Source organism: Bacillus glycinifermentans, from assembly GCF_001042475.2.
Classification (GTDB): domain Bacteria; phylum Bacillota; class Bacilli; order Bacillales; family Bacillaceae; genus Bacillus; species Bacillus glycinifermentans.
Genome location: NZ_LECW02000001.1, coordinates 52,250 through 65,808, shown reverse-complemented (window position 1 = coordinate 65,808; position 13,559 = coordinate 52,250). Strand labels below are relative to the sequence as shown.

Genomic DNA, 13,559 nt, shown 5'->3' with positions numbered 1-13,559 from the left:
ACATGAGTGATATAATGAAATAAAAAAACGAATGAAGGAGTTAAAAGCCTTGGATGCAAAATGTATTACATTCTACAAATTCGGCAACCCGAAAGATGTTCTAACAGTCGAACATCGATCGATTGAACCTCCTAAGCATCATGAGGTGCTCGTTCGAATGCTGGCAAGGCCGATAAACCCTTCTGACATTATACCGATCACAGGCGCATACGCTCATCGAATTTCTTTGCCGGCTGTTCCTGGTTATGAAGGTGTGGGTATCGTAGAAGATGTTGGCTCTTCTGTATCACAAGATTTAATCGGCAAACGTGTTTTGCCTTTGCGCGGAGAAGGTACATGGCAAGAATACGTAAAAACATCTGCAGACCTCGCAATTTCCATACCGGAACATATCGATGATGTGACCGCAGCCCAGCTGTATATTAATCCCGTCACGGCCTGGATTACTTGTACGGAAGTCTTAAAGCTAAAACCGAATGATGTTCTATTGGTGAATGCCTGCGGTTCTTCTATCGGGCGGATTTTTGCACAGCTATCGAAGGTTTTCGGTTTTCGGTTAATCGCAGTTACGAGAAACAATAAGCATACTGAAGAGCTTCTCAAGCTTGGAGCATCATATGTTATAGATACTTCCGAACTCCCCCTCTATGAAACTGTTATGGATGTAACAAATGGAATTGGTGCAGACGCAGCCATTGATTCGATCGGCGGAGCATCGGGAAACAATCTGGCTTTTTGCGTTCGCCCTAATGGAACGTTTCTAACGATTGGCCTTTTATCAGGGATACAAGTAAATTGGGCAGATATTATAAAAAAAGCAAAGGTTAACGCCAGCATGTTTCATTTAAGAAATTGGAATCAAGATACCCCGGTTGAGAAATGGCAAAGCACTTTTCATCAATTGATTCAACTTATAGCTGATAACAAGCTGTGTTTGATGAAAGAGGACGGTTTGTATGACTTGTCACAAGTTAAACGAGCTGTTGAAACCTCTGACATTGTGAAAGGGAAAGTGTTTTTAACAAGCTGAAAGAGAGTCTTTCCCCGGGCTCCCATCACATAAGGAACAGCCGGCCTCGAAAAAACCGTCCATACCCCAGACAGACTGGTTCTCTTGACGTGCAGAAGCATTCGAAAAAAGAAACGCGTGAACTATCCCGTGCCAGGCAGCATCTCTATTCTACTTATCACTGTTTATCTTAACGGCTCACGTTTCCTTAATTAAACAAAGAATCGCCCTTAGAAATAAAGGGCGAGATTCGATAATTGATTATTTTGCGGTCTTTGCAAACTCCAATTTATCCTGAACTTTATGCTTTTTAAGAATATGTTCAATTGCATCTGCAGCAGCCTGCAAAGCTTCTATTTTGGTTCCGTACCATATTTGTCCGAATCCAAGGTCTTCTAATTCATCGGCACCTGCGGACAATCGTTTAGAAAAATTGAGTGGAAGGTCCGGCCAAAACCTCTCATTTCTTTCAATTTGAAAAGAAAAGGACGCATTTTCTCCTGGAACATGCATAATTTGAATTTCAGCAGCAGGGACTCCCCGAAAACAAAATGTGTATGTTTCCAGCTTGTAGACGACACTCCCCAAGTGGTCATGCTTTAACGGATAATCTGACATTTATTGCACTTCCTTTTTCCATATCGAATGTTTAGGCTTATGATTCGGCAGCATCTATAACTAGATTTCTTTTTGCAATCGGAGAGACAACAGGTCTTGCAATAAGGTCCTTGCTCCTTCAGGACTTAACACGATTCCCCCTGATAAAACTTTATTTTGATCGGATACTCTGCCGGTAACAAAGCATGCTCTGCCTTCTGAATATTTTTGCAAGATGATTTTTTCATCTTCAACAAATATCTCAATCGAATCTTGTTCATTGATTTTCAAAGCTTTTCTTATCCTTTTCGGCAATACAATTCTCCCCAGATCATCCATTTTCCTAATAAAAGCTGCTTTTTCCACAAAAACATCCTCCCCATCTTTTTTTGAAATTTTTCGGTTGCAAACTCAGGCAGAATGATTTTTTAGTGAAATTCCGCAGGCATTAACACCTTCGCTGCATATCAATCAATTTTCCCGCAGCCGGCACATACGATAGCAATGGAAGGGATCGCTTCAGGTCCAGAGCTCAAAACCGAAGAATCATCTTGCAGATCCAGCCTTATAAAGGGCTCTATGATTATCGCTTCATCATGATTGCAATTTGTGCATGGCTTTAGAAGTCCTTTTTTAGCAATTGTTTTCTTTATTCTGCTTTTTAAATCAGTAGAAAATTCCATACAATCCACCTCTAACCTGAAAGGCTGATTTATTATATAATGAAAGCTATCATATGTCTCTATAAGCAATATACAGTCAACAGCTTGTACTCTTTTAATGTCCAGGGTTTGAAACCTTTGTGATTATACGTTTAGCCGCTCTATTCATGATCGTTTCCTAAAGGATGGACATCACTAAAAGAATAGTATGTAAAATCTGATGTTAGATTAAAAATAAGTCGCAGGAATTCCTGCGACCTATTATCAAACTCTTTTTCCATAAATGATGTATCTTTTTGGCGCATGGCCGATATAAGAAAAGGGATAGCAAGTCGTAAGAATGAGCTCCTCTTTGTCATGCTGCAGCGTAATAATGGACATATCGCTTTTGTCTACGATTTTCGTCTTTTTGATTTCATATGAAAAACTTCCATATGGCAGCAAAACCTTTAATCGATCTCCCTTTTTCAGTTCTTCCGTTCGGCGAAAGACGGTATCCCGGTGCCCTGATAAAACGATTTGTCCGTTTTCATTTGGATAATAGCTGCCTTTGTAGTGCCCGACTCCTTTTTCCAAATCATCTGCGTCGGTGCCCTCTACAATCGGCAGCTCTGCATTGATTTTAGGGATCTCCAGAATGCCGACCGCTTCGCCGAACTTGGGCTTGAACCGGTCTTGATCTACTTTTTGGGGATGCTCAATTGCAAGTTTCGCATCTTCTAATGTTTGTTCTGTCTTTTTGCCGGTATCTATCACTTTCCATACTCCATAGCCTATAAGAACGAGTCCTGCTGCAATGAGGAGAATAGACATATATTTTTTCACGACAGAGATTTAGACACTTCTCTTTCTTCTAAAGTACCAAAGGGCTGTCCCTGCCAGAAGCAATCCTAAACCAACGAAAATCAGATTAAACGTATTTGTTGCCGTATCCGGAAGCTCATTTCCTTCATTTGTTTTCTGATCTGTATTGTCTGGCTTTTCAGGTTTGTTTGGTTTATTAGGTTCGCTTGGTTTGTTCGGCTCAGGATCTTTCGGTTCGACGGTGATGTCTACTCCCGGCTTATCCGGTGTGTCGATATTTCCGCCGTCAACCTCTGCGACGTTTTTAATCGTTTTACCCGCATAGCCGGGCTCGATTTTCGCTTGGAATGTCACAGTCCGCCATTCGGTGTCGCTTACATCGCCAAAGTTGGCGGTAACCTTGCCGCTTTCAAATTTCGCTTCGCCGCCGTTGCTCGCTTTTAAGCTGCCTTCTACATACGTCAGGCCGGCTGGAAGTTTGTCTGAAATGACGAGATTTTCTACTTTGCTGTCTGTTACCGTGTTGCGGGTCTTAATGGTATAGACAACCGTGTCGCCCGCTTCATACTTGTCCTTATCTGAATCCAGTTTCTTCGCCGTTTTTTCAGATTCTAATACAGGATATCGCGGATATACTTTGACTTCATGACTCGGCTTGTCGGGAGTATCAACATTATCGCCGCCCACGTTTGCCGTATTGACAATATCTTTGCCTGCTTGGCCGGCTTTGACTTTCACTTCAAATGTCACGGTATGCCACTTCGTGTCGGTGACATCGCCGAACTGGCCTGCTACTTTGCCGTCTTCATATTGACCATGATCATCGTCTTGGGCGTCAGTCGCAGCTGTACCGTCCACCTTTAAAGTACCCGAAACATATTCCAGGCCTTCAGGAAGCGCGTCTGAAATGACGAGATTTTTGACAAGGCTGTCTTCCACCGTGTTTCGAGTCTGGATCGTGTACAGAAGCGTGTCGCCTGATTCAGGATGTTTTGAATCCTTGTTGCCGTCAGCTTTTTCTTGCAGGCTTGCGGTTTTCTTTGATTCTAGCTTAGGCTCTTTCGGATCCACTTTGATGTCGGTTCCCGGTTTGTCAGGCTCATCGATATTTCCGCCGTCGACTGTTGCCACGTTTTTAATCGTTTTGCCCGCATAGCCGGACTCGACTTTTGCTTGGAATGTCACAGTATGCCATTCGGTATCGGTGACATCACCGAAGTTTGCCGTGATCTTGCCGTCTTTGATAGTAGCTTCCCCGCCGTTGCTCGCTTTTAAGCTGCCTTCGATATATGTCAGGCCGGCTGGAAGCTCGTCTGAAATGACAAGATTCTCTACTTTGCCGTCGGATACCGTATTCCGTGTCTTAATCGTATAAACAACCGTGTCTCCTGCTTCGTATTTCTTTTTGTCTGTGTCGAGATTTTTTGCCGTTTTTTCCGACTCTAATACAGGATCGCGCGGATAGACTTTGACTTCGTTGCTCGGTTTGTCAGGATCATCGACATTGTCGCCGCCGATGGACGCCGTATTGACAATATCTTTACCTGCTTGGCCTGCTTTCACTTTCACTTCGAATATCACGTTGTGCAACTTCGTGTCAGTAACATCGCCAAACCGGCCTTCTATTTTGCCGTCTGAGAAATGGCCTTGATCATCGTCTTTGGCGTCAGTTACCGCTGTGCCGTCCACTTTCAATGTCCCCGGCACATATTCCAGTCCTTCCGGAATTGCGTCTGAAATCACAAGATTTTTGACAAGACTGTCTTCGATCGTGTTTCGGGTTTGAATCGTGTATAGAAGCGTGTCCCCAACTTCAGGGTGGTCCGCATCTTTGTTACCTTTTGCTTTTTCTTGAAGGCTTGCCGTTTTCTTTGATTCCAGCTTAGGCTTTTTCGGATCCACTTTGATGTCGGTTCCCGGTTTGTCAGGATCATCGATATTTCCGCCGTCAACGTTTGCGACGTTTTTGATCGTTTTGCCTATATAGCCGGACTCGATTTTCGCTTGGAACGTCACAGTCCGCCAATCGGTATCGGTGACATCGCCGAAGTTCGCCGTAATCTTGCCGTCTTTGATTGTCGCTTCGCCGCCGTTGCTTGCTTTTAAGCTGCCTTCGACATACGTCAGACCGGCTGGAAGTTCGTCTGAAATGACGAGATTTTCTATCGTACTTTCAGTTATCTTATTGCGCGTCTTAATCGTGTAGACGACCGTGTCGCCCACTTCAAATGTATCCTTGTCCGAATCGATATTCTTTGCCGTTTTCTCAGATTCTAAAACAGGATCGCGCGGATAGACTTTGACTTCATGATTCGGCTTATTAGGATTGTCAACATTATCGCCGCCGACGGTTGCGGTGTTGATAATATCTTTCCCTGCTTGGCCGGGCTGCACCTTCACTTCAAATGTCACATGATGCCATTCCATGTCGGTGATTTCGCCGAATTGGCCGTTTACTTTGCCGCCTGTATAATCGCCTTGATCATCGCCCTTTGCGTCAGTTACTGCTGTACCGTCCACTTTCAATGTGCCCGGAACATATTCAAGTCCTTCCGGAATCGCGTCTGAGATCGTTAGGTTTTTCACCAGACTGTCCTCAGAAATATTTCGGGTCTGAATCGTATACAGAAGCATGTCCCCGACTTCAGGGTGGTCTGCGTCTGTATTTCCTTCAGCTTTTTCCTGAATGGACGCCGTTTTCTTCGACTCAAGCTCCGGATTTCTCGGATAAACTTTCACTTCGTTGTTCGGCTTATCCGGATCATCGATATTGTCTCCGTCTACGTTTGCCGTGTTGACAATATCCTTGCCGGATTGGCCGGACTTTACCTTCGCTTCGAATGTCACGGTATGCCATTCGGTGTCAGTTACATTGCCAAACTGGCCTGTCGCTTTGCCTCCGGCGTAATGGCCTTTATCACCGTCTTGGGCATCGCTTACCGCTTTACCGTCCACTTTTAAATTACCTGGAACATATTCCAATCCTTCCGGAATCGCGTCTGAAATGGTGAGATTTTTCACAATACTGTCTTCAGATGTATTTCGGGTCTGGATCGTGTACAGAAGCGTATCTCCCACTTCCGGATGATCGGCATCCGTATTTCCATCCCCTTTTTGTTGTATGGTTGAGGTTTTCTTTGATTCAAGCTTTGGCTCGTTAAAGATGATCGGTGTGGTCACTTCATTTGATTCAGTTTTTTCCTCTTTATTCGTCAGCAAATTGTCGTAGTTAATTTGCGCCTTGTTGTTAACTTTTGTAACCGCATAATCCGTTAGCGTTTTCACTTTAAATTGAACAGTGACCCCATTAGGCAAATCCGTCGCATTAGGCAAATTCCCCAGTTTGACGTTTACCTTGCTGCCGTCAAAATGACCTGCATCACCATCAGATGCATCAGTTAGATTTTTTGTTGTCGAACCGTTGATCAATTTTAACGATCCAGGGACGTATTTCGTGCCCTCCGGGATAAGATCGGTGAAGTTTGCATCCGCAGCGATGTCTCCGCCTTCGTTTTTGACTTGAACCGAATACGTCAACTCATCTCCGGCGCGCACCTCTCCCTGTGGAGAAACTGACTTATTTGCGGTTACACACGGCTCTGTGCCCAGGAAAATATCATCCAAAAAGTTGCCGGCTCCTAAGCTTCCGCCTGCTGAACTCACCGCCTCAAAACCGAATCGAGTTGTCGTCTGTCCAGCAGGAACCGCATAAGTCCCCGTATAAGTTCCCCATTTGGTCTTTCCATCAGACATTTTTCTTTGCACCACGGTATCGTATGGGTTAGCAGTTGCCGCACCAATGCGGAGCTGCATGGTGTCAACGCCTCCGCGACCCATATGAGACAAGCGCCAATAGATGGTTTGTCCAGGCGTTGTCTTGACATCTTGATACAACATGCCATTTTCAAAAGCGTTTAGTTCCGCCCACCTATTTCCATTGGGAGGGGCTGGATAATTTTTCGCTCCCGCGGGATAACCCTGCTGATAATTCCATATCTCAATTACTTTCTGGCCTGAAGGTGAAGCATTATCAGTTGTCTTCCACCCTGGAACCTCGGATTCAAGAAAAAAGTAAGGAGCACCGGCCGATCCCTTGGCAGGACCTTGTTCAAAGCTTCCGTTAATCAACGCGACCGGAGCCGGGCAAGCATTTTCTGCCGCTGCCGCTTGAGTTGCACCTGTATTTTCCTCAGCATGCACTTGAGTCGGGAAAACAGTAGCCGACATGTTACTTGCAACTAATAAAAAGATCGCAAATAGCATCAAGTATTTTCTAAGATGTAGTTTGTAAGATCTAGACAGAAAATCTTTTCGCATCAATTCCTCACTCCAATAGTCGTATTTTCATAGATAATTTGCAGTAACGGTTTTTGAAACAAAATCCGTTCTCAATATGACCCCCTTTCTTAATAAAAAACTTACCAAAATAGTATTATATTTCACAATATAACAAAATGTTGATATTTAAATTCAAAAAATAAACATATGTTCAAATAAATTCTGACGTATCTAATTAGAAAATGGAAATCGTCAAGGTGAATTAAGATTATTTTTATAACAATTCATGAAACTATCTAATATTTTAGAAAATCTCGAATTCAAACTAAACTATAGTTAAATGTCATACTCGCTCTATGTTCCTAGGAAGCAGCACCCTTCCTACGATATCTCCTATTACATTTGGTCCTCCGATTAAAAAACCTTCCTTCTTTGTAAATCCATAGTACCAAGAAGAGCAAAAACACTGAATGTGACGATACACTCATATTTCACAAACCGAATGAAAGATAAGGCTTATCCAATATATAGTGTTTTTACCAAAAGGGAGTTCTACCCCTCTTTCTTTTCCGTTATTTTTCATACCCGCTTCATAACAAGGAGTTCTTTAAGTGTGATGAAAATTGTTTTTCGCAACGTCTCGGTTTCTCAATTTCCAATTTTCCATTGCATTAATTGTCGTTTTATGAAAATATTTGGTTCGTTTTATGAAAAAATGACAAGATTCTTTTTTGACAAAAAATTTTCAAAAAAGTTGTTCATGCAAAAAAACCGTGTATAATCTTGTCCAAGGAAAGAGGTGAAAGGGAACCTTGAAAAGGTTTTTCGTATTTATTGTTGCGATTATTCTGCTTTCAGGTATGCCCGAGAGTGCTGAAGCTAACAGCAGTCAGGCGTACAAGGTTGGAACCTCATCTTTAAATGTAAGAAATGCGCCTCAGATCAATGCAGAGGTTATTGGTTCCATACCCCGGGGTTCAACAGTGCAAGTTTATGAGAAAAAATACGGGTGGGCCAAGGTTGTTTATAACGGCCGCACCGGTTGGGTTGCTTCAACATATTTATTCAGGACATCTTAAAAGTCTGATCAACCGTCTTATAGCGGGCAAATTTCTGTAACCGGCAGCTATGTTCGCATCCGGACAGGACCCGGGACCGACTATAAAGTTGTGAGAATCGCAAATCAAGGCGATACATATCCAGTCCTTGAAAAAAAGGGGCAATGGGTACATATTCAAGTGGACAGCACTCAGTCAGGCTGGATCGCAGGTTGGTTGGTATCAGATTCAAATCAGTCAGGTTCTTCTGCAGTTTCTCGAACCTCGGCTTCTCAAAATTCTAATAGTTTAAGAGGAAAAAATATTGTGATTGATGCCGGGCATGGAGGGATCGATTCAGGATCGATTGGCTACAGCGGTTCTCTTGAAAAAAATCATACTTTAAGAACAGCATCACATCTTGCTTCCCTTCTAAAAGAAAAGGGGGCACATGTGATACTGACACGCGCGTCCGACCGTTATTTGAGTTTAAACAGCCGTGTTGCGATCAGCAATTCCTATCATACAGATGCATTTGTTTCTGTTCACTACAACTCATCTCCTGTTCATTTGAGCCGCGGGGTTGAAGTGTATTACTACAAAGGAGGCGCTGACAAATCGCTGGCTGCAAATGTTCTGCGCAACATATCCAACGAAACCGGATTTCCAAGCAACGGCGTTCGTTTCGGCGACTTTTATGTCTTGAGGGAAAATCCAAAACTTGCGGTATTGGTGGAACTTGGCTACATCTCAAATCCCGGCGAAGAATCGGCTATACAGGCAGAAACCTATCAAATAAGAGCAGCCAATGGGATTGTGCAAGGGTTATCTGATTACTTTTGTTCTTAATACGACACAAGTTCTGACAAATACGATAAGCGACCAGGTGGTTTTTACGGAGGTATCATGCAGACAATCAAAAAATCAGGGATATATGTAAATCCTAAAAAAAGGCGTTGGGAATATTGGGTTGTAGAAGAAAACAGCTCTCCCGTCCTCGTATCATGGTTAAGCCGGGGCGCTCCCCAAACCGTTTATGACAACTGGGAATCCAGTTTGGAACGATAGACGAATAAGATTAACAACAGGATATGAACAATTTAAAACCTAACCGTTTGGTTAGGTTTTAGATTTGCATTTACTTTCTCTTGAAAAGCAATTGCGAAAATCCGTATAAAGCCGATGCTAGCAAAAGAATGCCTGCTGACATATAAACGAATCGTACGCCAATCAAATCTGAAATAAACCCGATGCCCAGAATGGAAAGCATAAAAATCAACTGTACGAGAGCTGATCTGGCTGACATGATGTTCACTCGTGTTTGCTCAGTTGTAATGTTCTGAATCAATGTTTCCTGCGCTAAATCTCTCAGAATATATGCCGGTCCCATCAAGATAACCAATAAAAGAGCTAAATATGCATTACTTATAAAACCATATATTAAAGTTAACGTTCCATATGAGATAGCACCAATTAACATAAAAGTTATTAACTTGTGTTGGAATCTGCCCGAAAGTTTATAGATGATAAATCCTCCGATCATCGCCCCTAAATAATATGCTCCATTTATATAGCCCCACCACGATTCGCCTTTATGTAATGCCTCGTTTACAAAAGCCAACGAGACAGCCCCTATCCAAATCATTCCCGCCCATGACTCGATTACATCCATTATGATGATTGTTCTTAGCTTCTTTTGTTTAAATAAGTATTTCCAACCGCTTATTACACTTTTATAAGGCGTATTTTTTTCGATTATAGTGACATGTTGTTTTGTTCCAAGGCAAAACATGATGAAAAAAAGCGAAACCAACAATAAAAGGATCGTGATGATAATCGTGTATCCTTCTCCTAAAAAGGCGATGATAAGACCTCCCAGCGACCAGCCTACAAACTGAAACGTTTGATCTACTGTTGATAATAATCCATTTGCCTTCACTCTTTCATCGGGAGGGATGATTTCGCCAATCAATGCACTTTTTAAAGGCGCAAACCACCCATTAAAAAATGAAATCCCGCCAATCATCATAAAAACTAAAATCACCATTTCAAAAGAATACGTTCGCAAAAGAAAATAAACCAAGCATACTAGCAAAACAATTTGGATGAGTTGAGAAATCATTAATATAAGACGAAGATTTAATTGAGTTGCAACCAACGGCAATACAGCACTTCCTATAATACGAAACATAATACTGATGAATGTCACGAGAGAGGCGATCGTTGTAGAGTTCGTCATGTCAAACAGAAATGAAATGACTGCCATCGTATATAGAGAAAAACCTAAGTTTGTAGTGGTCTGGCTTAATAAAATAGAATAATAGCTTTTCTTCACAAAAATCCCTCCTTTTCTCCTCAAGGGCATATAACATATTAAAACAACTAGACGATTAACAACACTATTAGATTTCATTTTACATGCAATCAATAACTGTTATATATAATTATAAAAACCTGCACCTTAATATAACACCCTTTATATTATTGGGATTTGATATAAAATAAAAACTGTATTATATTATTCATAAAGTCTGTTATACAAAAAACAGGCTCCCTTGCACGTAACGAAACATTCATTTAAAGAGGATTGGGAGGGAAATGTTCATGTCAAACCATTCACCGATTACCCCTGATTTAAGCGACAGCGGAATTCGCTATTTTCAAGCTTATGACGAAAGCCTCGGTCTTTGGCCAGTTCACTACAAAGCTTTCTATGTATCTACCCGTTTCGGCCAAACGCATATTATTGCAAGCGGACCTGAGGATGCCCCGCCGCTTGTATTGCTTCACGGGGCATTATTCAGCTCCACTATGTGGTATCCCAATATCGAGGATTGGAGCAATAAATACCGAACATATGCAATCGATATCATAGGTGATAAGAACAAAAGCATCCCTGCAGATTTATGCGGTACGAGGGCGGGTTACGCCGATTGGCTTCTTGATGTGTTTGACGCTCTGGGGATCGAAAAGTCGCACATTGTTGGACTTTCGCTTGGCGGGCTTCATACGATGAATTTCGTTTTACGTGCGCCAGAAAAAGTAGAAAACGCAGCTATCCTTAGTCCCGCGGAAACATTTTTGCCGTTTCATCACGATTTTTATCAATACGCTCTTAGTCTCACAGAACCTGATGGAGTAGAGAATTTCTTAACGTGGATGATGACAGACCGTAATGTGTTACACCCGGTTTTTGCAGAGCAGTTTCATGCAGGCGTGATGTGGCAGGATGGATTAAGACAGCCAAAGCCTAACGCCGACGGATTTCCGTATGTTTTCACCGACGACGAATTAAAATCAGTAAAAGTCCCTATTCTATTATTGCTGGGTGAACATGAAGTCATCTATGACCCGCAATCAGCCTTACATCGCGCCTCAACATTCGTTCCTGGTATTGAAGCGGAAATCATAAAACAGGCAGGCCACGTTTTATCAATGGAACAGCCTCAATACGTAAATGAACGTGTATTACGTTTTTTCAGTAAATAAACGACAGTCTTGTAATTGTGTAAGAGAACCTCAATCGGTATTCGTATTCTGGATATTTTAATTAATATAGAAATAGAGTCTCTTATAGGCTCTATTTTTTTTCGCGGGATTAATGATTAGATTCAGCCTGCTCCGCATAGAAGGCCCCCCACTCAGACAAAGTGCTTAAAATCGGCAAAAGGCTTTTGCCGATTTCAGAAAGAGAGTATTCTACCTTAGGCGGTACTTGATGATGAACAAATCGATTGACTATACCGTCCTCTTCCAATTCCCTCAGCTGCTTTGTTAACATTTTTTGCGTAATTTGCGGTAAAGCTCTTTTTAATTCGCCAAAGCGCATATTTTTTTCGCCTAAATACCACAAGATGAGTACTTTCCATTTACCCCCTATCAGCTTCAATGTCAATTCTATTGAACATCTATACTCGTTATCCTTGTATTTCACCAGCATTCGCTTCCCTCCCCATATTAGTATCAAAATGGATACTGCGTGTCACAAAAGTGCCTGCTTGTTATTTTATACCATAGTTTTTATGATAGTATCAAAACCACGGAGGTGCGGGCTATGTACGTGATTACAGGGGCAACCGGACGAACAGGCAGTGCAGTTGCAAACTATTTATTAGACAAAGGACAGCCGGTCAGAGTGATTGGCAGAAACCCGGAACGCTTACAGCCGTTTGTGCGTAAAGGAGCTGAACCGTTTGTCTCTGAACCAGGAGATGCAACAAGGCTGATGAAGGCTTTTACCGGCGCGAAAGCAGTCTACGTGATGCTTCAGCCTAACTACATTGTGACGAGCACTGATTTTCGCGCTTACCAGACTCGCATGATCAATGCATTAATCCCTGCTCTGGCACAAACAAAAATTAAGAATGTTGTTTCTCTCAGCAGCTGGGGAGCAGATCAAGAAGGAGGCATCGGATCAGTAGCAGGATTACACCTGCTCGAACAACGCCTGAATCAAATAGAAGGGTTAAACGTTTTGCACTTACGGGCTGGATACTTCATGGAAAATTTACTTTCACAAATTCAAAACATTTTCATTCACGATGCTGCAAAAGGTCCTTTTCTCCCCGATGTCCAGTTTCCTATGATTGCCACACAGGATATTGGACAAATTGCAGGAGAAGCGATGCTAAAAGTTAACTATCAAGATCAACAAATAAGAGAGTTGCACGGCAGCTGTGACTTGAGTATGTCTGAAGCGGTGAGGCTAATAGGAAAAGCGATCGGCAAACCGAACCTCGGTTATATACAAACAACCGAAGAAGCAGCCCGAAATGAAATGAGAAGTCAAGGGTTTTCAGAACATATTATAGACCTTGTTTTAGAAACAGCACGGGCTCTGAATACAAGGCACATTCGAATGCTGGAACAGCGTTCATCCGAAAATACTACCCCGACGTCTTTTGACACGTTTATAAATGAAGTATTTATACCTCAATATGTTACTCTTTTATCCAGTTGAAGAAGAAGCTGCTATACTATGAAAAGGACAAACTCAGAACATCCAGACTGCCGCTCTATCATTATTTTGTTCTAAATAAAGAATAAAAGGAGCAGACTGCAATCGCATATTTTATCTGTGAAACATGCGGAGTCCAATACGCCAATCGTGCAGACAAACCGGCATCTTGTAAGATATGCATCGTCAGCATCGGCTATTCAACTTGCCATTGG

General features: G+C 42.3%; 12 protein-coding genes. 5 read left to right on the top strand and 7 right to left on the bottom strand.

What is annotated here, in order from left to right:
• The first annotated feature begins 31 nt into the window (after positions 1-31).
• A complete protein-coding gene (locus AB447_RS00335) occupies positions 32-1,030 on the top strand; it encodes a zinc-dependent alcohol dehydrogenase family protein (protein ID WP_048355750.1) in 999 nt (332 codons plus the stop codon).
• A gap of 240 nt (positions 1,031-1,270) precedes the next feature.
• Here the strand turns inward: AB447_RS00335 and AB447_RS00330 are convergent, their stop codons facing one another.
• From AB447_RS00330 to AB447_RS00310, 5 genes are all read right to left on the bottom strand, one after another.
• A complete protein-coding gene (locus AB447_RS00330; RefSeq protein ID WP_048355749.1) occupies positions 1,271-1,627 on the bottom strand; it encodes a hypothetical protein in 357 nt (118 codons plus the stop codon).
• A 60-nt stretch (positions 1,628-1,687) separates the two neighbouring features.
• Positions 1,688-1,972 carry an AbrB/MazE/SpoVT family DNA-binding domain-containing protein gene (locus AB447_RS00325; RefSeq protein WP_269430228.1) on the bottom strand — a complete coding sequence of 95 codons (285 nt, stop codon included), beginning with the start codon at positions 1,970-1,972 and terminating at the stop codon, positions 1,688-1,690.
• 101 nt (positions 1,973-2,073) lie between these two features.
• Positions 2,074-2,289 (bottom strand): hypothetical protein, encoded by a 216-nt coding sequence (locus AB447_RS00320; RefSeq protein ID WP_048355748.1) that lies wholly within the window; start codon positions 2,287-2,289, stop codon positions 2,074-2,076.
• Between the two features lie 243 nt (positions 2,290-2,532).
• The gene (locus AB447_RS00315) at positions 2,533-3,081 is read right to left on the bottom strand and encodes a class D sortase (protein ID WP_411801410.1); all 549 of its coding nucleotides are present in this window, start codon (positions 3,079-3,081) and stop codon (positions 2,533-2,535) included.
• Positions 3,082-3,102: 21 nt separating this feature from the next.
• A complete protein-coding gene (locus AB447_RS00310; protein ID WP_082634598.1) occupies positions 3,103-7,389 on the bottom strand; it encodes an isopeptide-forming domain-containing fimbrial protein in 4,287 nt (1,428 codons plus the stop codon).
• A 773-nt stretch (positions 7,390-8,162) separates the two neighbouring features.
• Between AB447_RS00310 and AB447_RS00305 the strand changes: the two genes are divergently transcribed.
• Positions 8,163-8,429: an SH3 domain-containing protein gene (locus tag AB447_RS00305; protein WP_053075430.1), complete on the top strand. Its 267-nt coding sequence runs from the start codon at positions 8,163-8,165 to the stop codon at positions 8,427-8,429.
• 30 nt (positions 8,430-8,459) lie between these two features.
• Positions 8,460-9,236 (top strand): N-acetylmuramoyl-L-alanine amidase family protein, encoded by a 777-nt coding sequence (locus AB447_RS00300; RefSeq protein WP_332835249.1) that lies wholly within the window; start codon positions 8,460-8,462, stop codon positions 9,234-9,236.
• 289 nt (positions 9,237-9,525) lie between these two features.
• On the opposite strand, the gene AB447_RS00295 is transcribed toward AB447_RS00300, so the two are convergent.
• Positions 9,526-10,722: an MFS transporter gene (locus AB447_RS00295; protein ID WP_048405996.1), complete on the bottom strand. Its 1,197-nt coding sequence runs from the start codon at positions 10,720-10,722 to the stop codon at positions 9,526-9,528.
• A gap of 269 nt (positions 10,723-10,991) precedes the next feature.
• Between AB447_RS00295 and AB447_RS00290 the strand changes: the two genes are divergently transcribed.
• Positions 10,992-11,876 carry a carboxylesterase gene (locus tag AB447_RS00290; RefSeq protein WP_048355745.1) on the top strand — a complete coding sequence of 295 codons (885 nt, stop codon included), beginning with the start codon at positions 10,992-10,994 and terminating at the stop codon, positions 11,874-11,876.
• A gap of 109 nt (positions 11,877-11,985) precedes the next feature.
• On the opposite strand, the gene AB447_RS00285 is transcribed toward AB447_RS00290, so the two are convergent.
• Complete coding sequence (locus tag AB447_RS00285; protein WP_172796303.1) at positions 11,986-12,327, bottom strand: winged helix-turn-helix transcriptional regulator; 342 nt, start codon at positions 12,325-12,327, stop codon at positions 11,986-11,988.
• A gap of 114 nt (positions 12,328-12,441) precedes the next feature.
• Between AB447_RS00285 and AB447_RS00280 the strand changes: the two genes are divergently transcribed.
• On the top strand, positions 12,442-13,347 hold the full coding sequence (locus tag AB447_RS00280) for an NmrA family NAD(P)-binding protein (RefSeq protein WP_048355744.1): 906 nt from the start codon (positions 12,442-12,444) through the stop codon (positions 13,345-13,347).
• Positions 13,348-13,559: the final 212 nt, after the last annotated feature.

Coding starts and splice junctions, on each gene's coding strand:
- AB447_RS00335 (WP_048355750.1), top strand. CDS start 32: ATGAAGGAGTTAAAAGCCTTGGATGCAAAATGTATTACATTCTACAAA.
- AB447_RS00330 (WP_048355749.1), bottom strand. CDS start 1,627: ATGTCAGATTATCCGTTAAAGCATGACCACTTGGGGAGTGTCGTCTAC.
- AB447_RS00320 (WP_048355748.1), bottom strand. CDS start 2,289: ATGGAATTTTCTACTGATTTAAAAAGCAGAATAAAGAAAACAATTGCT.
- AB447_RS00315 (WP_411801410.1), bottom strand. CDS start 3,081: ATGTCTATTCTCCTCATTGCAGCAGGACTCGTTCTTATAGGCTATGGA.
- AB447_RS00310 (WP_082634598.1), bottom strand. CDS start 7,389: ATGCGAAAAGATTTTCTGTCTAGATCTTACAAACTACATCTTAGAAAA.
- AB447_RS00290 (WP_048355745.1), top strand. CDS start 10,992: ATGTCAAACCATTCACCGATTACCCCTGATTTAAGCGACAGCGGAATT.
- AB447_RS00285 (WP_172796303.1), bottom strand. CDS start 12,327: ATGCTGGTGAAATACAAGGATAACGAGTATAGATGTTCAATAGAATTG.
- AB447_RS00280 (WP_048355744.1), top strand. CDS start 12,442: ATGTACGTGATTACAGGGGCAACCGGACGAACAGGCAGTGCAGTTGCA.